This window comes from Geodermatophilaceae bacterium NBWT11 (genome assembly GCA_014218215.1).
Classification (GTDB): domain Bacteria; phylum Actinomycetota; class Actinomycetes; order Mycobacteriales; family Geodermatophilaceae; genus Klenkia.
This window is the reverse complement of sequence record CP043652.1, coordinates 2,565,298-2,589,635: the sequence shown is the minus strand read 5'-3', so window position 1 is coordinate 2,589,635 and position 24,338 is coordinate 2,565,298. Positions and strand designations below refer to the sequence as shown.

The 24,338-nt window shown below is 74.3% G+C and carries 14 protein-coding genes; 4 read left to right on the top strand and 10 right to left on the bottom strand.

Translation table 11 applies throughout. The features are described 5' to 3' along the window. Positions 1–79: 79 nt before the first annotated feature. Complete coding sequence (locus F1C76_12350; protein QNG37273.1) at positions 80–541, bottom strand: adenylyltransferase/cytidyltransferase family protein; 462 nt, start codon at positions 539–541, stop codon at positions 80–82. A gap of 147 nt (positions 542–688) precedes the next feature. Between F1C76_12350 and F1C76_12345 the strand changes: the two genes are divergently transcribed. The 3 genes from F1C76_12345 to F1C76_12335 are packed head-to-tail and all read left to right on the top strand — an operon-like array spanning position 689 to position 4,750. Continuing rightward, positions 689–2,356, top strand: coding sequence for a hypothetical protein (locus F1C76_12345; GenBank protein QNG37272.1), 1,668 nt, complete (start codon positions 689–691; stop codon positions 2,354–2,356). Beyond that, complete coding sequence (locus tag F1C76_12340) at positions 2,353–3,585, top strand: hypothetical protein (GenBank protein QNG37271.1); 1,233 nt, start codon at positions 2,353–2,355, stop codon at positions 3,583–3,585. Before F1C76_12345 ends, F1C76_12340 begins: the two co-directional genes overlap by 4 nt. A 16-nt stretch (positions 3,586–3,601) precedes the next feature. Then, positions 3,602–4,750, top strand: coding sequence for a glycosyltransferase (locus tag F1C76_12335; GenBank protein ID QNG39205.1), 1,149 nt, complete (start codon positions 3,602–3,604; stop codon positions 4,748–4,750). Here F1C76_12335 and F1C76_12330 read toward each other — a convergent pair. The 8 genes from F1C76_12330 to F1C76_12295 form a co-directional block, all read right to left on the bottom strand. Then, positions 4,747–5,931 carry a hypothetical protein gene (locus F1C76_12330; protein ID QNG39206.1) on the bottom strand — a complete coding sequence of 395 codons (1,185 nt, stop codon included), beginning with the start codon at positions 5,929–5,931 and terminating at the stop codon, positions 4,747–4,749. The genes F1C76_12335 and F1C76_12330 overlap by 4 nt on opposite strands. 74 nt (positions 5,932–6,005) lie before the next feature. Next, positions 6,006–8,054, bottom strand: a complete 2,049-nt coding sequence (locus tag F1C76_12325) for a PKD domain-containing protein (GenBank protein ID QNG37270.1) — start codon at positions 8,052–8,054, stop codon at positions 6,006–6,008. Beyond that, positions 8,051–10,210, bottom strand: coding sequence for a hypothetical protein (locus F1C76_12320; GenBank protein QNG37269.1), 2,160 nt, complete (start codon positions 10,208–10,210; stop codon positions 8,051–8,053). Before F1C76_12320 ends, F1C76_12325 begins: the two co-directional genes overlap by 4 nt. A 238-nt stretch (positions 10,211–10,448) precedes the next feature. Then, positions 10,449–16,175: a PKD domain-containing protein gene (locus tag F1C76_12315; GenBank protein QNG37268.1), complete on the bottom strand. Its 5,727-nt coding sequence runs from the start codon at positions 16,173–16,175 to the stop codon at positions 10,449–10,451. Between the two features lie 228 nt (positions 16,176–16,403). Then, positions 16,404–17,060 (bottom strand): hypothetical protein, encoded by a 657-nt coding sequence (locus tag F1C76_12310; GenBank protein QNG37267.1) that lies wholly within the window; start codon positions 17,058–17,060, stop codon positions 16,404–16,406. Then, a complete protein-coding gene (locus F1C76_12305; protein QNG37266.1) occupies positions 17,057–17,836 on the bottom strand; it encodes a CDP-alcohol phosphatidyltransferase family protein in 780 nt (259 codons plus the stop codon). Before F1C76_12305 ends, F1C76_12310 begins: the two co-directional genes overlap by 4 nt. Beyond that, on the bottom strand, positions 17,833–19,035 hold the full coding sequence (locus F1C76_12300; protein QNG37265.1) for a glycosyltransferase family 1 protein: 1,203 nt from the start codon (positions 19,033–19,035) through the stop codon (positions 17,833–17,835). Before F1C76_12300 ends, F1C76_12305 begins: the two co-directional genes overlap by 4 nt. A 73-nt stretch (positions 19,036–19,108) precedes the next feature. Further along, positions 19,109–20,692, bottom strand: coding sequence for a sugar transferase (locus tag F1C76_12295; protein ID QNG37264.1), 1,584 nt, complete (start codon positions 20,690–20,692; stop codon positions 19,109–19,111). 535 nt (positions 20,693–21,227) lie between these two features. Between F1C76_12295 and F1C76_12290 the strand changes: the two genes are divergently transcribed. Next, a complete protein-coding gene (locus F1C76_12290; protein QNG37263.1) occupies positions 21,228–22,355 on the top strand; it encodes a LytR family transcriptional regulator in 1,128 nt (375 codons plus the stop codon). 330 nt (positions 22,356–22,685) lie between these two features. On the opposite strand, the gene F1C76_12285 is transcribed toward F1C76_12290, so the two are convergent. Further along, positions 22,686–24,200, bottom strand: a complete 1,515-nt coding sequence (locus F1C76_12285) for a sugar transferase (protein QNG37262.1) — start codon at positions 24,198–24,200, stop codon at positions 22,686–22,688. Positions 24,201–24,338: the final 138 nt, after the last annotated feature.

Here is a 24,338-nt window from a genome sequence, read left to right as displayed (position 1 = left end):
CGGGGGCAGTGGGGACAGGCGCCCCGCACCGTCACCCGTTCGGGTGAAGACCCACGCCGAGGACCGACCGGTCGTGCGGTCAGTTGGTCAGCGCGCGCGCCACGCGGCCGACCGGCTCCGGACGGTCGATGGCGGTCAGGGCCTTGCGGAGGATCGTGCTCGACGTGTGCATCGTGTACGGGAAGTAGTGCACCCGGACACCCACGGCGGCGAAGTCCCGCTCCAGGGCGTCGCCCTTCGCCGTCCCCCGCCAGTCGTCGCCCTTGAAGATGACGTCGAAGCCGCCGACCTGGCGCCAGGTCTCCACCTTGTCCGGCACGACCTCGGCGTGGACCTGGTCCACGAAACGCAGGGCGCCCACGATCTCCATCCGCTCCGAGAGCGGGATGACCGGGGCCTTGCCCTTGGTCCGCACCAGCACGTCGTCGGCGACCACACCGGCGATCAGGTGGTCGCAGTTGTCCGCCGCGTGCCGCAGCACGTTCAGGTGGCCGATGTGGAACAGGTCGTACGCGCCGGGTGCGTATCCGACGACGGTCACGGGTCCTCCAGGTGGTGGGCGGCCCGGGTCGGACCATCGACCTGACCCTAGGACAGATTCTGCACTCTGTGTCACGACGACGACCTCCTCCACCCGTACGTGTGAGGCCCATCGGCGAGAACATGCAGCCCAGGCGCTCGCACCCGCATGACACCGCGGACTCGTTCAGTCACTCTGCGTGAGACGTCCTCCGTCCGCGCGGTCCGGCGACCTCGTCCCCCGTCCGGGTGGCGAGACGGCTCGAGAGCCGTCCGCGGGCGGGTCTGCGACGTACGTTTGCGGTCAGAGGCGCCGCGGACACCCCGCGGCGTCCCCCAGGGGGACGGAGTCCAGGTGGAGCTGCGCGAGTACGCCGCGGTGCTGACGCGCCGCTGGCGGTGGTGGGCGGCGTGCCTGGTCATCGGGCTCGCCCTGGCGGGGACCGTCGCCGCGATCACCCCCACGGCCTACACCGCCACCACCCAGGTGTTCGTCTCCAGCACGCAGGACGGCACGGCCGGCTCGCAGTTCGTCCAGCAGCGGGTGCGCAGCTACCCCGACGTCGCCAGCAGTGCCGAGGTGCTCGAGCCGGTCCTCGACGAGCTGGACCTGGACCTGTCGCTGACCGCGTTGCGCACCCAGGTCACGGCCGTCAACCCGGTCGACACCTCGCAGATCAACATCTCCGTCGTGGACGGCGACCCCCAGCTCGCCGCCCGCATCGCCGATGCCGTCGCCGAGGAGTTCAGCTCGACGGTCAGCCGGCTGGAGACCACCGACGCGGGCACCAGTCCCGTCGCCCTGAGCGTCACCAACCCCGCCGTGGTGCCCACCAGCCCCTCCAGCCCGCAGGTGTCCCTGCTGCTGTTGCTCGGGCTGGTCTGTGGAGCCGGGGCCGGACTGGCCGCCGCCGTGCTCCGGGACCGCTGGGACCGGCGGGTGTGGTCGGTGGAGGACGCCCGTGGGGCCTGGGGTCCGACGGCCCCCGAGGTCGTCGCTCCGCCCACCCGCCAGGAGCCGGCGGACCGGGCGGCGCAGGTGCTGGCCCGGCGCATCGAGCGACGGGCCCAGGACGGGCCGCAGCGCGTGGTCCTGGTCGCCCCGACAGCCGCGGGCGGCGCAGCCGTCGACGACCTGGTCGCCTCCCTGATCCGGGTCCTGTGTGCACGAGGCCTGTCCGCCGTCTACAGCGCCCCCACGAGCCACTCCCCCGGCTCGCCCACCGACGGCCCGTCGGGGCAGCCCGACATCGAGTTCCGCGTCGTCCCGGCGGACGCCGCCCTGAGCAGGTGGCGTGACGAGGCCAGGGACAGCGACGGTGTGGTCGTCGTCTGCCCCGTGGGCAGCGCACACCGGGTGGACGTCTTCGAGCTGGGGCAGGTGCTCGACGGCGTCGAGGCCTCCACGGTGGCGATGCTGTTGACCCGCCCCGTCCGTCGCCAGCGGCGGCCCACCCGAGGGACCACGGAGCACCAGGCACCGGCTCCCGACCCCGCCGGTCCCGCAACGGCCGATCAGGGCTTCTTCCCGCCCGAGGGGGACCCGACCACGACCGGCGCGTCGTCCACGAGTCCGAAGCGGTCGGCCACGGACACGGCCTGGGCACCTCTGACCCCGGAGACGGCGTCCCAGCGTCAGGGCGCGGCGAGCACTGCCGGGGAGGGCGTCGAGCCCAGCAGTGAGCGCGAGCCCGCCCCGGCGTCCGCGACGCCCCCGGCGGCGACCACGGGGAAGAAGAACGGATCGGGCGGCCGACGACCGACGGCACCCTCCCGCCGACAGCCTGCGCAGTCGTCGGGCAGCCGTTCCACGCCCTCGCGCCCGCGCCTGCGGTGACCACGCCGGCCACGACGCCCCGCCTGCTCGCCCGGCCGGGCACCCCCGGTCTGCTGGCGCTCCTCCTGGTCGTCGCCGGGTCGGTGGCCTGGCGGCGCGGCGAGGTGTTCGCCGGCGGGGTCGACCCGGTCGTCGCGGCCAAGGCACTGGTCAGCCTGCTGGCGCTCGGCCTGGCCGCGCTCCTCGATTCCCGGCGAGGCGCCGGGCGGCGGGTGGGTACGGCCTCTCTCGTGGCGCTGGCGGTCCTGCTGACCGCCAGCGTGCTCGGCGCGGCCGAACACGGGACGCTCCTCCCGAGCGCGGTGGTGGCCGTACGGGTGGCCCTCCTCGCCGTCACCGTCCGGCTGCTGGTCCGCGCGCTGGGCGCCCAGGAGGTGCTCGTCGCCACCGTCTGGGCCTGCGGGATCGTCGGGGGCCTCGCCGCCCTGACGGGGTTGCCCAGCATCGCCGAGGGACGTCTCTTCGGGGGCATCCCCCCGCTGAACCCCAACGAGATCGCGCTGCTGGCGGGCATCGTCCTGCTGGGTGCCGCCTGGCCCGCCCTCCTGGGGCAGGGCCGGCCCGCGCACGCCGTGGTCGCAACGGCTGCGCTCGGCGTGCTGTGGCTGACCGGCTCCCGCACCTCGCTGGCGGTCGCCCTCCTCGCCGTCCTGGTCGCCGCCGTCCGGCTGCGGCGCCCCCAGGTGGGACTCGTGGTCGGGCTGGGGGCCGCGGTGACGGCCGGGGTGCTCGTGCTGGCGTCCACCGACCTGGTGGTCTCCTTCGCCGAGCGCACCGACGCCTCGGGCAACAGCACCCTGGACTCCCGCTTCATCGCGTGGTCCGCCGCACTGGACTGGGCGGACTCGGCCTGGCAGTGGGCGATGGGGGCCGGACTCTCGGTCAAGCTCATCCCCGTGGCCGGCCAGTGGTGGAACGAGCAGCTGCTCGACAGCAGCTGGGTGTCGGTCTTCGTGCAGGCGGGCCTCGTCGGGCTGCTCGTCGCGGCGGGCTGGGTCGTGGCGTGTGCGCGGGGCCTGCGCACCCTGCCCCCGCAGCTGTGGCCCCTCGCGGCGGGGCTGCTCTGCTTCGTGGTCGTCCGCAGCCTCCTGGAGAGCGGGTTGTTCGACGCCACTCCCGCACTGGTGGTCTTTCTGACCCTCGCCCTGGCGGGCGAACGGGGCACCCGGGAGGACGTCGCCGTCCCGGCCGACGTCCCGCGCAGCCAGGCGGTGGGCAGTCGTGGCTGAGCACGCCCGCCTCCGTGTGCTGGTCGCGCACCCCTCGGCAGACCTGTACGGATCGGACCTCCAGCTGGTGGAGAGCGTCGCCGCCCTGACCGCGGCCGGCTGCTCCGTCACGGTCACCCTCCCCGGCGAGGGCCCGCTGACCGCACGCCTGGCCGCCGCCGGCGCCACCGTCGTCGTGCTGCCCGTGCCCGTGCTTCGCAAGTCGTTGCTGCGTCCGCGTGGTGCCCTCACCCTCGTCCGGTCCGTGCTCACCTCCAGCCCGCCGGCCTGGCGGCTGCTCCGCCGCACCGCGGCGGACGTCGTCTACGTCAACACCGTGACGCTGCCGGCGTGGTTGCCGCTGTGCCGTCTCGCCCGCGTCCCCGTCCTGGTGCACGTGCACGAGGCGGAGACCGACCTCCCGCGGTGGCAGCGGTGGGTGCTCAACGCCCCCCTGCTGCTGGCCCACCGGGTCGTGGTCAACAGCCACGCCGCCGCGGAGGCCCTGCTCGGCGCGGTCCCGCAACTGGCCCGCCGCACCCGGGTGGTGCACAACGGCGTCGCCGGCCCCCCGGAGGCGCCCAGCGCCCCCGCCCGCAGCGACGGGCCGGCCCGGCTCGTCCTGGTCGGCCGGCTGGCCCCGCGCAAGGGCAGCGACGTCGCCGTGGAGGCCACCGCACTGCTCCGGGCCCGCGGGGTGGACGTCGAGCTGCAGCTGTGCGGCACCGTCTTCCCCGGCTACGAGTGGTTCGAGGAGCAGCTCCGCGACCGGGCCGCCCGCCCCGACCTGGCCGGTCACGTGCACCTGGCCGGGTACACCTCACCGACCTGGCCGGCGCTCGCCGCGGCCGACGTGGTGCTGGTGCCCTCGCGCGCCGAGCCCTTCGGGAACGTGGCGGTCGAGGGCCAGCTGGCGTTGCGGCCGGTGGTGGCCAGCGCGGTCCAGGGCCTGCGCGAGATCGTGACCGACGGGGTCACCGGCCGGTCCGTGCCGGCCGACGACCCGGCGGCTCTCGCCGACGCCGTCCACCAGCTGCTCACCGACCCCGGGTCCGCCGACCACCTGGCCCGGGCCGGCAACCGCTCGGCCCGGGAGCGCTTCGGGCTGCAGCGCTACCGGGACGCCATCGTGGCGCAGGTGGTCGGGACGGCCGCCCCCGGACGCGGGCAGGACCCGACGGTCTAGACCCGCGCGGTCCGGACCCGGGGCACCAGGACCCGCCACCGGACACCGACCGCAGCGAGCAGCGGGCCGGCCGCCAGGACGGCCGGCGCCGCCGCAGCCGCCCCGGGGTGGACGAGCACGACGGCCGCGACTCCCAGCAGCGCCGTCAGCTCGACGACCCGCCAGCCCAGCACGGCCCGCTGCGCGCGGTGGACCGAGGCCAGGCCGGCGTAGGGCAGCAGGACCGCACCGGTGACGGCGTAGAGCCCCCACCCGAGGACGGCGACCAGGGGCACCGCGTACTCCCCGCCCGACAGCAGGGGCCCCAGCCAGGGCAGCAGCGCCACGGTGCCCACGACGACCAGCGCGGTCGCTCCGGCAGCGGCCACCGCGGCCCGGTCGGCACGCCGGAGCAGCTCCTGCTGCGGGCGGTCCCGGGCCGCGGCGAACCAGGGCAGCAGGAAGGACCCGACCCCGGCCACCAGCACGAGGGTGGGCGCGGTGAGCACGCGGGCGGCCTCGACGGGGCCGTAGGCGGCGGCTCCGGCTGCCCCGATGACGACCACCCGGACCAGCGTGAGCGTGCCGGGGCGCACCGCCTGGCCGGCGGCCCGCCACGCACCGAAGGCGACCACCGGACGCAGGTCACCCCCTCGCCAGGGACCCCCCGGTCGCTCGCCGCGGGGCAGCAGCACGAGGGCCACCACCACCGACGTGGTCTGCCCGACCGCCAGGGCCGCGAACAGGTCGACCAGACCCACGCCACCGGGGGCGAGGGCCACGACGACCGCCAGGGAGACCGCGGCCCCTCCGAGGTCGACCGCGGGGAGCCGCCAGTACCGCCCGGCCGCCATGAGCAGCCGCCTCAGCACGTCCTCCAGCACGAAGGCCAGCGCGGCGAGCCCCACCCAGAGCCCGGCAGCCACACCCCCCCACCCGGCCAGGGCTGCTGCGACCCCGCCGACCAGTCCGGCGACGACGGCCACCCCGAGGGCGAGCACGTGCAACGCGGCCCGCACGCCGTGCTGGTGCCGGTCCAGGACGGTCAGGGAGTCCCCGACCAGCCCGCTGTTCACCGACGTGGCCAGCACGATCGCGCCGTAGCCGACGGAGAACGCGGCCAGCCCGGCAGCACCGAGCTCCCGCGCGGCCACCACCTGCAACAGCAGACCGGAGGCGGCCAACGTGCCCTGGCCCACCAGAGCGCCGACGAGGCGGCCGCGACCGGAGGCCCGGTCGGGTCGCGACGCCGTGCGGGAGGACGTGGGGGCTCCGGTCACGCCAGCCCGTTGGCGCGCAACGGCCCGAACCGGACCGCGGTGGCCGCGGTCGACGAGCTGGTCAGGTAGGACCCCAGGCCCACGCTCCCGGCCGCCTGGAGCGCCGCCGTGGTGTCGGTCCGGCTCAGCGACGGGGTCACCGGCGCGGCGCCGCCGTCGGCCCAGACGCTGGCCGTGACGGCCGTGGTCCCCACCCCGGTGACCTGCAGGCGCACCTGCAGGCGGGCACCCGGGGCCAGACCCGTGGCCACGGTGGTCTCCGCTCCCAGGAGCGTCTCGCTGGCGCTGCCGGCGAGCCGGGTGACCCCGGCCCGCACGGAGCCGTCGGGCAGGAAGCGCAGCCGCAGGCGGTACTCCAGGTCCGGGCCCACCCGGCGGCCCGTCACGTAGGCGTAGGTGCCTCCGCCGGTCGGTGCCGTGGCCACCGAGACCGACGTGGCGACCTCCACGCCGGGGACCGAGACGAGCCCCAGGTGGGCCGCAGCCGCGGTCCCGGGCGCGGTCAGCGCGAAACCGGCCGCGCCGTCGGCGGTGGAGGTGCGGCTGGCGCCGCTCAGCGAGCTCCAGGGCCCGCCCACGTCGGCCGTCCCCAGTCCTCCGCTCGTGGTGCGCGCGAAGGCGTCGGAGGCGACGGTCCAGACGGCGGGCGCGGTGACCGTCAGCTGACGTGTCGTCCGGGCGGTCGCCCCGCGGTCGTCGGTCACGGTCAGCACGACGGGGTAGTCCCCCGGTGCCCGGTAGGCGTGCTGCACCTGCGGCCCCACGGCCGTGGTCCCGTCGCCCAGGTCCCACGAGAAGCCGGTCACGACGCCGTCCGGGTCCGTCGACCCGGACCCGTCGAGGGCCACGGTGAGGTCGGTGGAGGACGCGGTGAAGGCCGCGGTCGGGGCCCGGTTGACCGGCAGGCTCGCCGTGACCGTGCGCGTCGTGGTGGCCGTGGCCCCGTCGTCGTCGGTGACCGTGAGCGTCACCACGAAGTCCCCTGCGGTCGACCAGGTGTGGGTGGCCGTGGCCCCGGTGGCGGTGCCGCCGTCGCCGAAGTCCCACGCCCAGCCGACGACGGAGCCGTCGGAGTCCGAGGAGGCACGGGCGTCGACGGTCGCGGAGAGGTCGGCGGCCGTCGCGGTGAACGACGCGGTCGGGGCCCGGTTGGGCACCACCTGCGCTGCGGCCCAGTGCGCCGCGACCTGGGCCGCGGACAGAGCCGTCGGGTAGACGGCGACGTCGTCGACGCGACCGGCGAACCACGTGCCGGTCGCTGTCGTGCCCCGGTCACCGCCGACCCGCCACCACCCGGTCATCGACCGGCCCACGGTGCGCGAGTCGGTGGCCACTGCCCGCCCGTCGACGTAGAGCACGGTGCCGGCGGCCCCGGTGCTGATGACGGCGTGGTGCCACCGCCCGTCGTTGTACGCCGAGCTCGAGGTGACCGTGAGGGTGCTCACGAGCGACGAACTGGCGGTGTAGCTCAGTCGCCCGTCCGTGCGCATCGCGAGCACCCGGTCGGCGGTGCTCGACGTCCCGCTCTGGGAACTGCCGAAGCCGATCAGGCCGCCGCCGCGGGTGGTCGTCGTGGCGAACCACAGCTCCTGGGAGGACGTGCCCGGAGCCGCGGCCGAGGCCACCGTGGCGAGGACGTCGTTGCTGCCGTCCAGGGCCAGGGCCGTGCCCGCCGCCCGGCCGGGGGTGTCCGTGGCACCCGCCGCGCCCAGCGACGGCCCGCCCAGGAGCACGCCCGTGCCGCCGTCCCCGGCGGGCTGGGAACCGGCGACCCGGGTGCCCGACGACTCGTCCAGCCGCCAGGACAGCGACGGCCGGTCGGCGAACACCGCGGCCCCGTAGGGGTCGGCGGGCGGCGAGGTCCACCGCCCGGTCGCCCCGGCGGCCCCGACGTGGGCCCGCACCGTGGCCTGGTCGAGCACCGTCGGGTACACCGCGACGGCGTCGACCGCGCCGACGAGGTCGGTGGCGCCGGCGCTGGGCCAGTTGCTCAGCGGTCCGCCGCCGATCTGCCACCAGCCGGCGTAGGCCGCAGCCGACGTCACGGCGGGTGCGGTGCCGACGAGGACGCCGTCCACCCAGAGCGAGGTCCCGGTGGCCCGAGCGAGGCCACGACGTGGTGCCATCCCCCGTCGTTGTAGGCGGCCTGGCTGGCCAACACCTGCCGGCTCCCGCTCGAGACGCCGAAGAGGACCCGGCCGGCGGCGTCGAGGTAGACCTGCCGGTCGTAGCTGGTGTTGCTGCCGGTGGCCGAGTTGCCGAACCCGGCCAGCCGCCCGCCCGTGGTCGCCGTGGTCGAGAACCACAACTCCAGCGAGAAGGTCTGCGGCGCGCTGCGGGCACCCTGGGCAGCCCCGGCGACCATCCGGGAGGACGCGGTGCCGCCGAGCGCGAAGGCCCCGCCGGCGTCGCCGGCGACCGCCCCGGTCGCCTGCCGGGTCACGCCCGAGCCGACGGTCAGGGGCGCGGCCCCGGTGGCGTCACCGCTCGTGGAACCGGTGAGGAAGCCCAGTGGCCAGGCCGAGGTCGCGCCGTCGGCCAGCACGGTCTGCGTGTAGGCCGACGGCAGCGGCTCGGCACTCACCGTGCCCGACGACGACGGGCTGGTGACCGTGTTGCCCCAGGCGTCCTGGGCGCGGACGACGTAGGTGTGCGTCGACGACGGCGCCAGCCCCCGGTCGTGGAGGGTGACGGTGCGGGGGGTGGTGAAGATCGAGTCCACGACCTGGGTGGCGACCGGGGTGGCCGTGTCACCGTCCCGGTACAGGGAGTAGGTCAGGTTCCGGTCGTCCCTGTCGGACGTCGTGGTGACGCCGACCGAGAGGACGCCGGCCCCGCCTGCGGTCACGGTGGGGGTGGCCAGGCTCCCGGCCACCGGGCCGATCCGGTTCGGTGCCAGCGATCGGACGGCGAACCGCACGAGGCCCTGTTGGCCGACGGAGTTCACCCGGGGGAACTCCCCGCCGTAGAGCACGTACTCCGAGGTGCCGGTGACGCTCCAACCGGCCTGGCCCTGCCCCGTGAAGGTGCCGGGGGTGATGGTCGGGTACCAGTCCAGCACCGAGGGGGCGGGGGCACCGCGGAAGGCCGTGTTGCCCCACGTCCCGGTGCCCACCGTCCCGGTGGTCGCCTGCGAGTAGGCGATCCCGAAGCGGCTGACCCGGGGGGTCACCTCGGGGAACCCGCCGATGTTGCTGCAGACGTGCGGGTGGCCGGCGACGTAGACCGCTCCCCCCACGGGGAAGGTGGAGTAGGTGTCACCGCGGCAGTCCGCGTCCCACACGAGCGAGCCGTCGGCCACCCGGGCGGCCACGACCCCCTCGGCGTTGCCCGGCCCGGAGAAGTCGTAGGCGCCGATCCACACGGTGGTGCCGTCGGTGGTCAGGCTGGTCACGCCGGAGTCGTCACCCTGGTTGGTGATGCGCTGCCCGACCGCGAAGGGGCGGACCTCCCCGGTGGTCGCCGAGACCGCACCCACGCCGCTGGTCGCCGTGCCGTTGATGGAGCCGAACCGACCGCCGACGACCAGCTGGTCGCCGACCAGGGCGAGCGCGCTCACGCCGGCACCGGCGGCGACGCTGCCGTCGCGGTTGCGGCCGACGCCGGTGCCGGGGGCCCACGGCAGGAGCTGCCCGGCCGGGTCGAACGCCGCCAGACGCAGGCGCGAGGCGCTGCCCACCGCGTTGAAGTCACCGCCGACGTACACGGTGTCGGCGGTGGCGACGATGGCCCGCACGGACGCCGTCACGGCCGGCCGGAAGTCCGGGACCAGAGCACCGGTCGTCGGGTCCAGGGCTGCGATGCGCCGGGCGGTCTGGCCGTCGACGGTGGTGAAGTCACCGCCCACGTAGATGCGCGACCCGTCCGGGGACGCGGTGATCGTCAACGCCTGGGCGTTCAGCGACGGGGCCCACCCGGGGACGAGCACGCCGGTGCGGATGTCGTAGGCCAGCAGGTTGGCCCGGGGCACCAGGGAGGTGCCCGGTGCGGCGCCGGCAGGCCGCGCGTTGGCGAAGCGCCCGGCAACGTAGACGGTGGTGCCGACGACCGTCTGGGACCAGACCACGCCGTCGATCTGGACCGTCGGGAGTCCGTCCGCGGCCACCGTGGTCGCCGCGGCAGGCGGAGCGCCCGCCGAGGGCTGCTCGGCGGCGGTCGCGATGGACGGGGTGGCCGCGACGACGAGGCCGACGACGGACACGGCCAGGAGGCGGGAGAGCCACGTCCGACGCGAGGAGAAAGACACCGTTCAGTCACCATCCGTGAGCGCGAACCGACGGGTGGGTCCGTCGGCGACCCATCATGACCGCTGCAGGTCACTCTCGGTAGCCCCGTCCGAGTGGCACCTGCCCGCGGTCACCCGGTCAGGGGACAGCGGAGACGGGTCCGGGCGGCACCGACCCTGGGGTCGGTGCCGCCCGGATGACGGTGACGGACGGTCAGCGCAGCTCGGTCACCGTGAGTGCGCCGAACCGTGCGACGGTCCCGTTGGTCGCCGAACCAGACAGGTAGGCCGTGAGACCCACCGAGCCCGGCGCCTGCAGCGACGCGGTGGTGTCGGTCCGGGTCACCGTGGGCGTCACCGGAGCGGTCGCCCCGTCGGCCCAGACCGAACCGCTCACCGTGGTGGTCCCCGAACCGGAGACCCGCAGGTCCACCTGGAGGACCTGGCCCGCGGTGTAGCGACCCGGCAGGGTCACCTCGCCGCCGATCAGGGTCTCCGTCGCGGAGCCGGCCAGCCGCGTCACGGCCACCCCGACCGCTCCGTTGGACTGGAAGCGCAGGCGCAGCCGGTACTCCTGGTTCAGCCCCACCCGGCGGCCTGCCACGTAGACGGTGGTGCCACCGCCGGTGACCGGGCCGGACAGCGCCACCGACGTCCGCAGGTCCACGGCCGTGGAGGAGACCCCCGCCAGGTAGGCACCGGTCTGGTTGGTCGGCGACGTCAGCGCCAGCTGGGCCACCCCCGGCGTCACCGACAACCGGGCCGCGCCGTAGCTGGCGACCCATGCGCCACCGGTGTCGGCCTGACCCAGGCCCCCGGTCACCGTCCGCCCGAAGGCGTCGGAGGCGAGGACGGCCGGGGCGGCCGGGCTGACGGTGACCGAGCGGGTCGTGGAGCCGGTGGCCCCACGGTCGTCGGTGACCGTCAGGGTCACCGTGTAGGTGCCCGCCGCGGCGTAGGTGTGCGACGCGGTGGCACCGGTGGCCGAGGCCCCGTCCCCGAACGTCCAGGCCCACGCCACGACCCGGCCGTCCGCGTCAGCGGAGGTGCGGCCGTCCACGGTGACGTCCAGCCCGGCGCCCTGCACGCTGGCACCCGCGGTCGGCGCCTGGTTGGGCGGGTCCGTGGCGACGACGTCCCGACTCAGGACGGCGGTGGCGCCGTCGTCGTCGGTGACCGTCAGGGTCACCGTGTAGGTGCCCGCCGCGGTGTAGGTGTGCGACGCGGTGGCGCCGGTGGCCGAGGCCCCGTCCCCGAAGGTCCAGGCCCAGGTCGCGACCTGGCCGTCGGAGTCGGTGGAGGTCCTGCCGTCCACCTGCACCGTGCGGTCGGTGACCGGTGCCGTGAAGGCCGCGGTCGGCGCCTGGTTCGGCGGCGGCTGCGGTGCCACGGTCACGCTGCTGGTGGTGCGACCGGTCGCACCCTCGTCGTCGGTGACGGTGAGGGTCACGGTGTAGGTGCCGGCCCCGGAGTAGGTGTGCGTCGCGGTCGACCCGGTGGCCACGGCGCCGTCGCCGAACTCCCACGCCCAGGAGGCGATCGACCCGTCCGGGTCGACCGAGGACCGGCCGTCGGCGGCCACGGCCAGGAAGGTCGGGGTCACCGTCGCCACGGCGGTGGGCGCCTCGTTCGGTGCGGTGACCGTGATCGAGCGGGTCACCGTCGTGGAGGCGCCGTCGTCGTCGGTCACGGTCAGCCGGACGACGAAGGTGCCCTCGGCCGCGTAGGTGTGGCTCACCGTCGCGCCCGTCCCGGTGGAACCGTCGCCGAAGTCCCAGGCCCAGGTGGCCACGGCACCGTCGGTGTCGGAGGAGCCGGTGCCGTCGAGGGAGACCGCCAGCGCGTCCGTGGTGTCGGTGAACGACGCCACGGGTGCTGAGTTCGGCACGGGAGCGGTGGTGGTCACCGTCTGGGTCGAGGTGGCCCGCTGGCCCTTCGAGTCGGTGACCGTGAGCGTCACCTGGTGGTCACCTGCGGTGGCGTACCGGTGGGACACCGGGGTGCCGGTGGCCGTGGTGCCGTCCCCGAAGTCCCAGGCGTAGGAGGCGATGGGGCCCTCCACGTCGGCGGACGTCGAGCCGTCGACGACCACGGCGAGCTCGTCCACCGTCGAGGTGAACCGGGAGACCGGCACGGCGTCCGGACCCAGACCGGAGGCCCGGTGGTGGGTGCTGACCTCGGTCGCCGAGAGCTGCCGGTCGTAGACGGCGACCTCGTCGATCGTGGCGGCGACGTAGGGGTCGCCGGACCAGCTGGAGTCACCGCCGACCCGCCAGTACCCGGTGTAGGCCTGCGCCCCGGTGTTGCCGTTGGAGCCGACCAGGGCCCCGTCGACGTAGAGCCGCATGCCGTCGGCACCCATGGAGGCCACGACCTGGTGCCACTGACCGTCGTTGTACGCGGCCGGGGTGGTCACGATGTTCGTCTGCCCCGTGTAGGCACCGAAGCTCACCTGGCCGGACGGTTCGAGGTAGACGTGCCGGTCGTAGTTGCCGCTCAGACCGGTCTGGCGGTCCCCGAACCCGATCAGCTTCCCGCCCCGGGTGGAGGTGGTGCTGAACCACAGCTCCGTGGTGAAGGAGGTCGGGTTGGCGACAGGAGTACGGCTGTAGAGCCCGTCGTCGGTCCCGTCGAAGGCGACCGCCCGGTTGGCGGACGTCCCGGCGAGCTGGGGGCCGGTGGCCCCGAGACCGGGACCCCCGGCGTAGGTGCCACGGCCACCGGCGGGCGCCGCGGCCGCGGCCGCGCTGCCGCTGGTGTCGTCCATCCGCCAGAACAGGGTGGGGTTGGAGTCGTACACCGCAGCCCCGTAGGCGTCGGCCGGCCGGGTCGGGGCGACCGTCGCCGTCTGCGCGGCGGCCGCGAAGTGCGCGCTCACCTGCTGCTGGGTGAGTGCCCGGTCGTAGACCGCGGCCTCGTCCAGCTGACCGTCGAAGGCCGCGGTCGCTGCCCCGCCCCAGATGTTGTCCGAACCCAGCCGCCAGTACCCGTCGTAGCCGTCCACCGAGGTGTTGGTGTTGGTGCCGACCAGGGCCCCGTCGACGTAGAGGGCCATGCCGCCGGCGCCGAAGGTGGCGACCACGTGGTGCCAGTCCCCGTCGTTGTAGGCGCGCTGGCTGTCGATGACCGCCTCACCCGGCGCCCAGACCCCGAACCGCACCCGGCCGTCGCTGAACATGTAGACGAAGCGGTCGTAGTTCTGGCTCCAGGCGTCCTGGCTGTTGCCCAGGCCGATGATGCGTCCACCCTGGGTGGAGGTGGTGTTGAACCAGACCTCCGTCGAGAAGGTGGTCGGGTTGGCCACCCGCTGGTCGGCGACGACGTAGCCGCCGCGGCCGTCCAGGTCGATGGCCGAGGACGTGGTGCCCGGCAGCGACACACCGGGGGTGCGTCGGGTGACGTCCCCGGTGTAGGTGCCGGTGGCACCGCTCTCGCTGACACCGGCGGCGCGCCCGGAGCCGGCCGCGTCGTCCAGGCGCCAGAAGGTCGTCGGCCCGTCGGCGGCGACAGCGGCACCGTACGGGTCGGTCGGGGCCGCGACGACGTCGACGGTCCGGCCGGTGGCCGTGTAGTGGGCTCGCACCGCAGCGGTGTCCAGGGCGGTCGGGTAGACGGCGACCTGGGCCAGCTGACCGGTGTACTCGAAGTCGTCCGAGCCGAGCCAGCCGCCCATGTTGCCGCCGCCGACCTGCCAGAAGCCGGTGTAGGGCTGGCCCGTGGTGGCCCGGCTGTTGGCGCCGACCCGCACGCCGTCCACGTAGAGGACCTGGCCGGCCGGGGAGAGCTCGGCGACCACATGGTGCCAACGCCCGTCGTTGAGCGCCGACGGCGAGCTGACCGTCTGCACGCTGCCGGGGTACACGCCGAAGCGCAGGACGCCCAGGCGGTCGAGGTACAGGTGACGGTCGTAGGAGCCGTTGTCGCCGTTGGCCGCGTTGCCGAAGCCTGCCAGGCGGCCACCCTCGGTGGTGGTGGTGTTGAACCACAGCTCGAGGCTGAACGTGTCGGGAGCGACCGTGCGGGCGCCCGTGGCCCCGGCCGTGCCGCGGGCGGCGGTGCTGCCGTCACCGGACAGGGAGGTGGTGCCCGTCGGGGACCCGGCGGCCGCGGTCAGACCGGGCGCGACGGTGACGTCGGACAGTCCGGCGTAGTCGTAGCTCGTGCTGCCGGTCAGCGACTCCAGCGGCCAGTAGCCGGTGGCGCCGTCGGCGAGCACCCGGGTCGAGTAGTCGGACAGGGCGGCCGAGGAGGCCCGCACCGTGACGCTGCCCCGGGTGGTGGTGTTCCCGAAGGGGTCGCTGACGGCCACGCGGTAGGTGTAGTTCGTCCCCGCGACCACGGTCCGGTCGACGAAGCCCAGGGCCGGCCGGTTCCACCAGCTGGAGGGAGCCGTCGTCTCGTAGACCGGGGCGTTCGGCTTGTCCGACCGGGTCACGCGGTAGGTGAGCTGCTGGTTGTCGTTGTCGTAGGCCGAGGTCCAGGAGACCCGGACCGACCCCGCGGCGACCGAGACCGCGGTCGGGGTGATGCCGGCGTCGGACACGGGCCCGACCTTGTTCGGCGCGGCCGTGGGCATCGCGAAGCGGACCAGGCCCTGCTGGCCGGTGTTGCCGGCGCGGGTGAACTCCCCGCCGTAGAGCAGGTAGTCACCGGCGGCGGCGACGTCCCAGCCGGCCTGGTAGGACCCGGAGACCGAGCCGACGTTGAGGTCGGGGTACCAGTGCAGCAGCTGGGGGGCCGGGGCACCGTTGAAGCCCCAGGCGTTGGTGCCCTCGGCGGTCAAGGAGACGGCGGTGGCGTACTTGCTGACCCGCGGGTCCTGCTCGGGGTAGCCGCCGATGGCCTCACAGGTGTGCGGGTGACCGGCCATGTAGAGCGCGCCGTTGAAGGGGACGCTGGAGTAGGTGTCGCCGTGGCAGTCGTTGACCCACTGCAGGGCACCGCCGTCGGCAGCGGCGGAGAAGGAGCCCTCCAGGTTGCCGGGGCCGTAGTAGTCGTAGCCGGTGCCGTAGACGTTCGTGCCGTCGGTGGAGAGGCTGTAGACCGCGGAGTTGACGCCCTGGTTGGTCACGATCGTGCCCATGGCGAAGGGCCGGGTGGCACCGGTGGCGCCGTCGAGGGCCCCGACGCCCGAGGCGGGCTGGTTGTTGAGCGTGTAGAAGTGTCCGGCGACGACGACCTGGCTGCCGCCCCCGGTCACGACGATGGACTTGACCTCGTTGCTGGTCTGCGCGTTGCGGGTGGGGTTGTTCGGCAGCGAGTTGCCGTCGGTCGGGCCGACGCCGGGGACCGGGGCCCACGGCAGCAGGGTGCCCGCCGGCGAGACGGCCGCCAGGCGGCTGCGGCTCGTGCTGCCGACGGCGGAGACCGTGCCGCCGAAGTAGACGGCTGAGGAGGTGGCGGCGATGGCCTTCACGACGCCGGAGACGCTCGGGGCGAAGGAGGTGAGGGCGCCCGTGGCGGTGTCGAAGGCCGCGATCCGGTTCCGGGTGGCCGTACCGACCCGGGTGAACTCACCGCCGACGTACAGCGTCCGCCCGTCCGGGCTGGTGGCCAGGCTCCACGCCTGGGCGTTCAGGTTGGGGTTGAACGACGAGACCAGCACCCCGGTGCGGAGGTCGTAGGCGAGCAGGTTGTTGCGCGACACCTCACTCGTGCCCGCGGCAGCCCCGGCCGGCCGGGCGGTGGTGAACCGGCCGGCGACGTAGACGGTGTTCCCGACGACCGCCTGGTCCCACACGACGCCGTTGATCTGCGTGGTCGGCAGGGCGTCGGCGGTCACCGTGGTCGGCGCGGTCTTCCCGGTCGTCATGTCCGCCACGGGCATGGAGTCGGCGCGCGCCGGGAGGGCGCCGCCGGCCAACGAGCCGAGCAGGAGGAGAAGGGAGAGGACGCCCGCGGCGGCGATGCGCCAGGTGCCGGACAGTGCTGTGGTGCGCAATGGGTCCTTCGATCTCGCAGGCCGGCATGCCCCCAGGCGCCCGGCATCGGCGTTGACTGTGCGTGACCGGACGCGGGAACACCAGGGGTGAGCGCGCCTCGATCGAGTGAAGTTGCAGGTCAGGCGACCGCAAAGGTGCGGGTCCATGACTCTGCGTGACTGAAGAGATGCAGTCAGGAACGGTTCAGGAACCGGGGTGGAGCGGAGGTCCGGGCGTGGCCGGACCAATCAGGAGGCGCTGCCGGTGAACACCAGGTAGGGCGCGCCTGCCTGGTAGCCGATCTGCACCGTGACGTCGTCCCGCTGGTCCTCGGGCACGAAGAAGACGTAGCTCCCGGTCAGGGACTCCCCCGGGGCGGCGGTGCCCCGCAGCGGGGAGGCCTGCGCGTCGTCCAGGAGCGTCGCCGGGGCGAGGTCGGGACCGGTGTAGGCCTCGACCACCGCGGCGTCGAAGGAGAGCGGCCCGTCGGTGCCGTTGGTGAGCTCGACGGTCACCAGCAGGGACGGCCCGTCGACGTTGCCGACGCCCTCGCCGTCGCCCTGCACGGCCTCGATGGAGACCAGCCGTCCGGTGACCCCGTCCCCGACGGCGGCCTCGTCGTCGAGACCGACCGGGTCCAGCGTCGGCGGCAGGGCCGTCGCGTCGGCCGTCGGGCCGGTGGGCTCCGGGGTGGGCGGGTTGGTCGGCGGAGGTAGGGCCGAACCCGACGCCGCGGAGGACGACGCGGCAGCCGCACTGCTCCCGCTCGCAGCCGGACCGGTCGCATCCCCGCCGCCGCGACCGGTGAGGGCCACGACCAGCACGACGAGGACGACGACCCCGAGCCCGAGCAGCACCAGCAGTCGTCGGGAGGGGCGGCGGGCAGACGCAGCAGGAGAGCTCACGACGTCGTCCCGTCCCGGCGGCCCAGGGCCGCCATCTCACGCCGCCACCGCGGCAGGGCCAGCAGCACGTACCCGGCGGAGCCGACTGCCAACAGACCGTAACCGGCGAGGAACACCGGCGTCGCCCCCAGGAGGAGGAAGACCAGGCAGAGCACCCCGTAGTCGGTGGGGGCGACGAGCAGCGAACGGACCACGCTGGGCCGTCCCTGGCCGCGGGACGCCCGGGTGCGGGCACCGTGCTGGGCCCGCAGCGACTCGTTCAGCAGCGTCAGGGAGAAGTGGACGACGGCGACGAGGGCGAAGCCGATCGGGACCAGGAGCCACCCGGGGGCGAGCTCACCCGTGCGGTAGAGACCGATCAGCACGCACAGGTGGATCGCCACGACCTTGGCGGAGTCGACCGCGTGGTCGAGCCACTCCCCCGCGGGCGACCCGCCGCCGCGCAGCCGCGCCAGCTGGCCGTCGGCGGAGTCCAGGGCGTAGCCGAGCACCAGCAGGACCGCCACGGCCACCCCGGTCAGCACGGTGTGCGGAGCGAGCGCGATCAGGGCCAGCCCGGCGGCACTGCAGGCGGCGCTGAGGCCCGTGACGCCGTCGGGGGTCAGCCCGCGGTGGAAGGCCACGGCGGCCAGCACCCGGCCCATCGGGCGGTTGACGAAGCGCGAGTACGCGGGCGCACCCTGCGCGCCCTTCTGGGCTCCGGCGAGCCGGCGCACGGTGTCGCGGACGGTCTCGTCGGCCGACGGGCGGGCCGGGGCCGGCAGGGTGGCGGTCACGCGACGGACCGGAGGCCGGCGGGGCCGTCCTGCGCCACGGGACGGTCGACCGGGACGGGCAGGGCCTGGCGGGCTCGCCGTCCGGCCGGACGGCGACGCGGGAAGGCCCGGGCCGCCAGCCGGACCGCGAGGTCCTCGTAGGCGGCGGCCACGACGTCCCAGTCGTAGGCCGCGGCCCGCTCGAGGGCCTGCGCGCCCCGCTTGCGGGCGTTCTCGGGGTCGTTCTCGGCCCGCACGAGCAGGGCCGGCACGTCGTCGGCACCGGAGAAGTAGCGACCGGAGATGCCGAGCACCTCGCGGTTGAAGGAGACGTCGTAGGCCAGCACGGTCGCGCCGGCACCGATCGCCCGCAGCAGCGAGGGGTTGGTGCCCCCGACGGAGTGACCGTGCAGGTAGGAGGTGGCGTGGGCGTAGAGGACGTCCAGCAGCTCCTGGTCCCAGACCCCGCCGAGGAAGCGCACCCGCTCGTCGCCGAGGCCGTGCACCCGCTGGGTGTACTCGTCGGAGTAGGGCGCGGAGCCGACGACCACGAGGGGGTGGGTGGCGCCGCTGGCGGCGTAGCCGGCGACGATCTCGGCGACGTGGTTCTCGGGCTCGAAGCGGGCGACGACGAGGTGGTAGCCGCGGGCGGTGAGGCCGAGCTCGGCCAGCCGGTCGGCGGGCGGGTCGATGATCGGAGCCCCGTAGGTGATGAGGTCGGTGGGCGCCCCGAACTCCTCGGTGTAGTAGTCGGCGATGCCCTGGGCGTCGGAGATCAGCGCGTCCGACCAGCGGACGGCGAGGGACTCGGCGGCGCGGTAGTACCGCTTGCCGGTGCCGCTCCACTTGGTGCGCTTCCACTCCAGGCCGTCCACGTGGGTCGCGACGGGGATCCGCGCGGCCCGCAGGACCGGCAGCAGCGGCGCGTTGGCGGCGTTGAAGACGAACGCCGCGTCGGTGCGGTGCGTGACCAGGTGCGCCACCGACAGGGCCGTGTGCGAGAGCGTCTCCAGAGCCCGCTTGCGGGCTGCCGGCAGGTGCACCAGCTCCATGCCGAGGTGGGTGGAGGGGAGCTCGGCCGGGGAGTCGGGCGTGGTGCGGCAGTAGACGACGACGTCGTGCCCACGGCGGACGAGGCGCTGCCCCACCTCCTCGATGGCGGTCTCGAACCCTCCGTAGGCCGCAGGCACCCCTCGGGTGCCCACCAGGGCGATGCGCATGGCTGGTCTCGCTTCTCTGTCGATTCGGGGGAAGGCGGGTGCGGAGCCGGCAGTGGCCGGGGCTCCGGGGGCGCTAGTAGGCGCCGGAGGAGGAGAGGACCGCACGGGTGGTCCGCCAGAGGATCGAGGCGTCCATGGCCAGGGACCAGTTCTCCACGTAGCGCAGGTCCAGGCGGACCGACTCCTCCCATGACAGGTCGCTCCGACCGCTGATCTGCCACAGGCCGGTCAGGCCCGGCTTGACCAGCAGCCGTCGGGTGATCGAGCCGTCGTAGCGGGCCACCTCGACCGGCAGGGGCGGTCGGGGGCCGACCAGGGACATCGAGCCGCCCAGGACGTTGAAGAGCTGGGGCAGCTCGTCGAGGGACAGGCGCCGGAGCCACCGGCCCGTGCGGGTGATCCGGGGGTCGGCCCGCATCTTGAAGAGCAGCCCGTCGGACTCGTTGGTCTCGCGCAGGCGGGCCAGCTGCACCTCGGCGTCCACGACCATGCTGCGGAACTTGATCATCGAGAACGTGTGGCCGTCCTTGCCCACCCGCTCCTGGCGGAAGAACACCGGGCCGGGGCTGTCGCAGCGCACCGCCACGGCCAGCACCATCAGCAGCGGCCCGAGGGCGACCAGGGCCGCGAGGGCCAGGCCGCGGTCCACCAGGGCCTTCACCACGCGCCGCCAGCCCTCGAACCGGGGCTGCTCGACGGCGAGGAGCGGCAGCCCGTCGAACGGGCGGATGTGCAGCCGCGGACCGGCCACCTCGATCAGACCGGGCGCCACCAGCAGCTCCAGGCCCGACCCCTCGAGCTGCCAGGACAGGCGGCGCAGGTACTCGGCCGCGGTCTCGCTGGCACTGGTCACCGCGACGGTGTCCACGCCGAGGTCGGCAGCGGTCGCCGCGACGTCCGCGAGACCGGCCACCGGCAGGCCGGTGACGCCGGCCACGTGCCGCCGGTCGGGGTCGGTGACGCAGGCGCCGACGACGACGAGACCGGAGGACGGATCGGCGGCCAGCCGCTCCGCCAGGCTCAGCACGGCCTGCCCGCGGCCCACGAGGAGCACCCGCTTGGTGCACCGCCCGGAGCGCCGTAGGGCCCGCAGCCGTGCTCGGGCCGCGTAGCGCAGCACCAGGGAGGCCAGCACCAGGGCGGGCAGGACCAGGACGACGAGACGGCGGGAGAGCTCCAGCTCGAAGGCGTAGGAGGCGAACCCGACGAGGGCGAGGGCGGCCAGGCCGGCCCGCAGCACCCGGGAGAGCTCCTCCCGGCCCAGGGCAGCGACCCGGGCGGCGTAACCGCCAGCGAGCGCGACGTGCGCCGGCCACAGCACCGGGAGCAGCAGGCAGGCCCAGAGGAGAGCGCTCCGCGGGGTGGCCATGACCTCACCCACGAGCACCGCACCGGCTGCTGCTCCGAGGAGGACGTCGCCACCCACGAGGGCGGCCAGGTACCGGCGGGCCCACGGCGGGGTGCCGCCGACCGGGGGGTGCAGGGCACGGGGCGCCGCGGGTGCCCCGTGAGCCGGGGTCCCCGGGACCTGCGTGACGGGAGTGGTCAGGACACGCAGGTCCGCGCGGCGCGCAGTCCTCGTCCACACCGCACGCTCTGTGAGCGCCGCAGCAGACCGCGAACCGCCCGGTGTACCCCCACCTGAACCCGCGAGCATCTCCCCCGACCTCTCACTCCACGTGACCACTTCTGTCGAGCTCGATGGGTGCTCGTCGTTGACGTGCAGGTCCTCAGCTCTGGTCCGGTCGAATAGTGACCCTCCGTGACAGCAAAGACAAGGGATCGTGGACTGCCCCACCCGTTCGGGTAGCCGGGAGGTGAACACGCACTCCCGCCGGCCCCTGACACCCGACTACTGCCAGTGACGACCCCTGAGCGGCAGGCCGCGACACCCCGCGGGACCACGCAGCCGGGTCCCCTGCGAGGAGGCAGGATCACCCCGGGCGAACCCGCCCGTGATCGAACCCACCAGGAGGCGAGCAGGCGGTGCGCATCCTGCAGAGGACACACCTGCACTGGTTCCGCTGGTCAGGGCCGGAGTGGCTGGACCACGGGAGCACCTACGCCTGCCGGTGCGGACAGCGTCGACCCGGGCTCTGACCCTGCTGGGCCGCGAATCACCCTGACGGGTGACCCCTGAGCGCCCCGGAGCCCTCCCGCCGTACCGTCGGCGCGAACCGACGGGGGAGACCATGGACGACGACCAGCCAGGAACGGCCGACGCCGACCCACGTCCGCTGGACGGCGCGGTGACGTCGACCGAGGACACGACAGCCGCCGTCGACGAGCGTGACAGCCCGCCGCCACCTCGCCGTCGCTCGGTGCTGCGCCGCCTGGCTGTCGGCCTCGGCGTGCTGACCCTGGTCATGGCCCTGGTCGTCGGCGGTGCCGCCTGGTACCTCACCGACCGCTACGCCGGCAACATCGACCGGGTGGGTGACGTCTTCGCCGGCCTGGACCCCGAGAGCCGTCCCGCACCGGCCACGCCGGAGGACGGCACGGACGCCGAGCCGGTCACCTTCCTCCTGGTCGGGTCCGACACCCGGGCAGACATCGCCGGCGGGGAGCTCCCCGATGCTCGGTCGGACGCGATCATGATCGCCCGGCTGTCCGGCGACCGGCAGCACGTCCAGGTCGTGTCCATCCCCCGCGACTCGTGGGTCGACATCCCGGGGCACGGCAAGAACAAGATCAACGCCGCTTACGCCTTCGGTGGGCCCAGCCTGCTGGTCCAGACGGTGGAGCAGCTCACCGGCGTGCGCATCGACCACTACGCCGCGATCAGCTTCGAGGGCCTCATCTCGATGACCGACGCCCTCGGCGGGGTGGACGTCGAGGTCGCCGAGACCACCAGCTGGGGACCGTACACCTTCACCCAGGGCACGAACCACCTGGACGGCGACCAGGCCCGCTGGTACGTGGGCCAGCGCTACGACCTGCCCGGCGGGGACTTCGACCGCGTCCGGCGGCAGCAGAACTACCTGCGGTCGCTGTTCACCAAGCTCTTCCAGCAGGGCACGTTCTCCAGCCCGGGACAGCTCGACGAGGTGCTCCTCGCGGTGACCAGCTCGATCGCCGTCGACGACTCGCTCGGCAACGGCGGCCTGCTGTCCCTGGCCCTCTCCGCCCGGGGCGTCACCCCGGACGGGATCGACTTCTTCACCGCGCCCGTGCTGGGCACCGGGACCGAGGGCGCCGCGAGCGTCGTCTACCTGGACACCACGACCGCCGAGCGGATGTGGGGCTACCTGCAGTCGGACTCGCTGAGCCAGAACGCCGACGAGTTCACCGACGAGGCGCTGGACGCCGTCCCCAACTGAGCCGGGCTGCCGGCTGCCAGTGGGTCAGCGGTCGGCGGGGACGGCGACGCCGCCGTGTGCCACGGCCAGGACGTCGTCCAGGTACAGGTCGCACGCCTCGTGGTGGTCGGCCATGCGGACGGCCGCACCGAGCACGAACGCCAGGGTGATCGCGGCGAACACCCACACCAGCAGCATCAGGACCATGAGCCGATCATCGGCAGGACCGGGTGCCGTGTGTAGTCCACGGCCGGGCGACTCCACCCGTCCGGGTGGTGACCCTGGGTAGGACGCAGACCGGCCCGGACCTGGGCAGGTCCGGGCCGGTGCGAACTCAGGTGCTGCTGGGGGTCAGTACGCCCCGGAGCTGCGGACGACGGCGCCGACGGTCTTCGCCAGGATCATGAAGTCGAAGGACAGCGACCAGTTCTCCACGTAGCGGACGTCGATGCGCACCGACTCGTCCCACGAGAGGTCCGAGCGGCCGCTGACCTGCCACAGGCCGGTGATGCCCGGCTTGACCAGCAGGCGGCGGCGCATGTCGTGGCCGTACTGCTCTACCTCGCGCGTCACGTGCGGGCGGGGGCCGACCAGCGACATGCTGCCGCCGAGGACGTTGAGCAGCTGCGGCAGCTCGTCGAGGGAGTAGCGGCGCAGGAACGCACCGACCCCGGTCACCCGCGGGTCGCTCTTCATCTTGAACTGGACGTCGTTGCCCTCGTTCTGCAGGAAGAGCGTGTCGACCTGGCGGTCGGCACCGGGCACCATGCTGCGGAACTTCAGGACGTGGAACGGCTGACCGTCCAGGCCCACGCGCTCGTGGCGGTAGAACACCGGGCCGGGGCTCGTCACCTTGATCGCGATCATGATGGCGACGAAGACCGGCAGCAGGACGAGCAGCAGCAGCGAGGCCGACACCTTGTCGAAGGCGGTCTTGGCCAGCCGGCGGGGCCCACCGAACTCGGGGCGCTCGACGTGCAGCAGGGGCAGGCCGGACACCGGGCGGATGGCCACCCGGGTGCCGACGACCTCGGTGACGGCCGGGGCGAGCAGCAGCTCGGCCTTGGTGGACTCGAGCTCCCAGCCCAGGCTGCGCAGCGCCGGACCGTCGAGCTCGGGGCACGGCAGCACGGCGACGGTGTCGACCTGGTAGTCGCTGACGACCTCGGCGACCATCGACAGGTCACCCAGGACGGGCAGACCGTCGAAGGACGGCGGGACGGTGCCGCCCACCGCCGGGGGCACGAGGCAGCCGATGACGCGGTAGCCGTGGTGGGCCTCGCGGTCGATCTGCTCGTGCAGCGCGGCGACGGCGCTGCGGTGGCCGACGATGATCGTCGTCTGCACGTGCTCACCGGCGGTGCGACGGCGGTGCAGGATCTTGCGGTGCACCCAGCGCTGGGCCAGCGTGAGGACCGCGGCCAACGGGATCGCCGTCATGACGAACCCGCGGGCCAGGTCCAGCTTCAGCGCCCAGGACACCAGCGCGGCGCCGGCGAGCAGCATGAGGGCTGCGCGGAACACCCGGCGGTACTCCTCGGGGCCGATCCAGAGGAACCGCTCCTCGTAGGAGCGGGAGGCCCCCATGACGAGCAGCCACACGACCGGCATGAGCAGCGCGAACCAGCGGGCGGCCGGCTGGGAGACCGCGGTGACCGGCGCAGCCGGACCGAAGTGGAAGAGGTAGCTCACGGCCGTCGCGGCCGTGGCGGCGAGGACGTCGCCGGTCGCGATGCTGCGGCGGTAGGTCGTCCGCCACGCGCGGCGGGCGTCGGTGCCCTCGCCCCGGAGTCGGGCGGTGGCCGCTCGGGCGTTGAGACGCCGGTGCGCGGGCCCACTGGGCCGGTGGTCCTGGGTGAAGAGCAAGTCTGAACGCCCCCGAAGGCATGGGATCAGGGCACGCAGGTGCCCTCCGGTCCGGCCCGACGCTGGGCTCGCTGACGGGTCCCAAGCTATCTGCCCTCGTCACGGAACGACACCGCAAGCGAGCATCGTCACCCGATG

Bases quoted from the DNA above. Each gene is read 5' to 3' on its own strand.
- F1C76_12300 (QNG37265.1), bottom strand. From the start codon at position 19,035: ATGCGCATCGCCCTGGTGGGCACCCGAGGGGTGCCTGCGGCCTACGGA.
- F1C76_12345 (QNG37272.1), top strand. From the start codon at position 689: ATGACACCGCGGACTCGTTCAGTCACTCTGCGTGAGACGTCCTCCGTC.
- F1C76_12290 (QNG37263.1), top strand. From the start codon at position 21,228: ATGGACGACGACCAGCCAGGAACGGCCGACGCCGACCCACGTCCGCTG.
- F1C76_12295 (QNG37264.1), bottom strand. From the start codon at position 20,692: ATGCTCGCGGGTTCAGGTGGGGGTACACCGGGCGGTTCGCGGTCTGCT.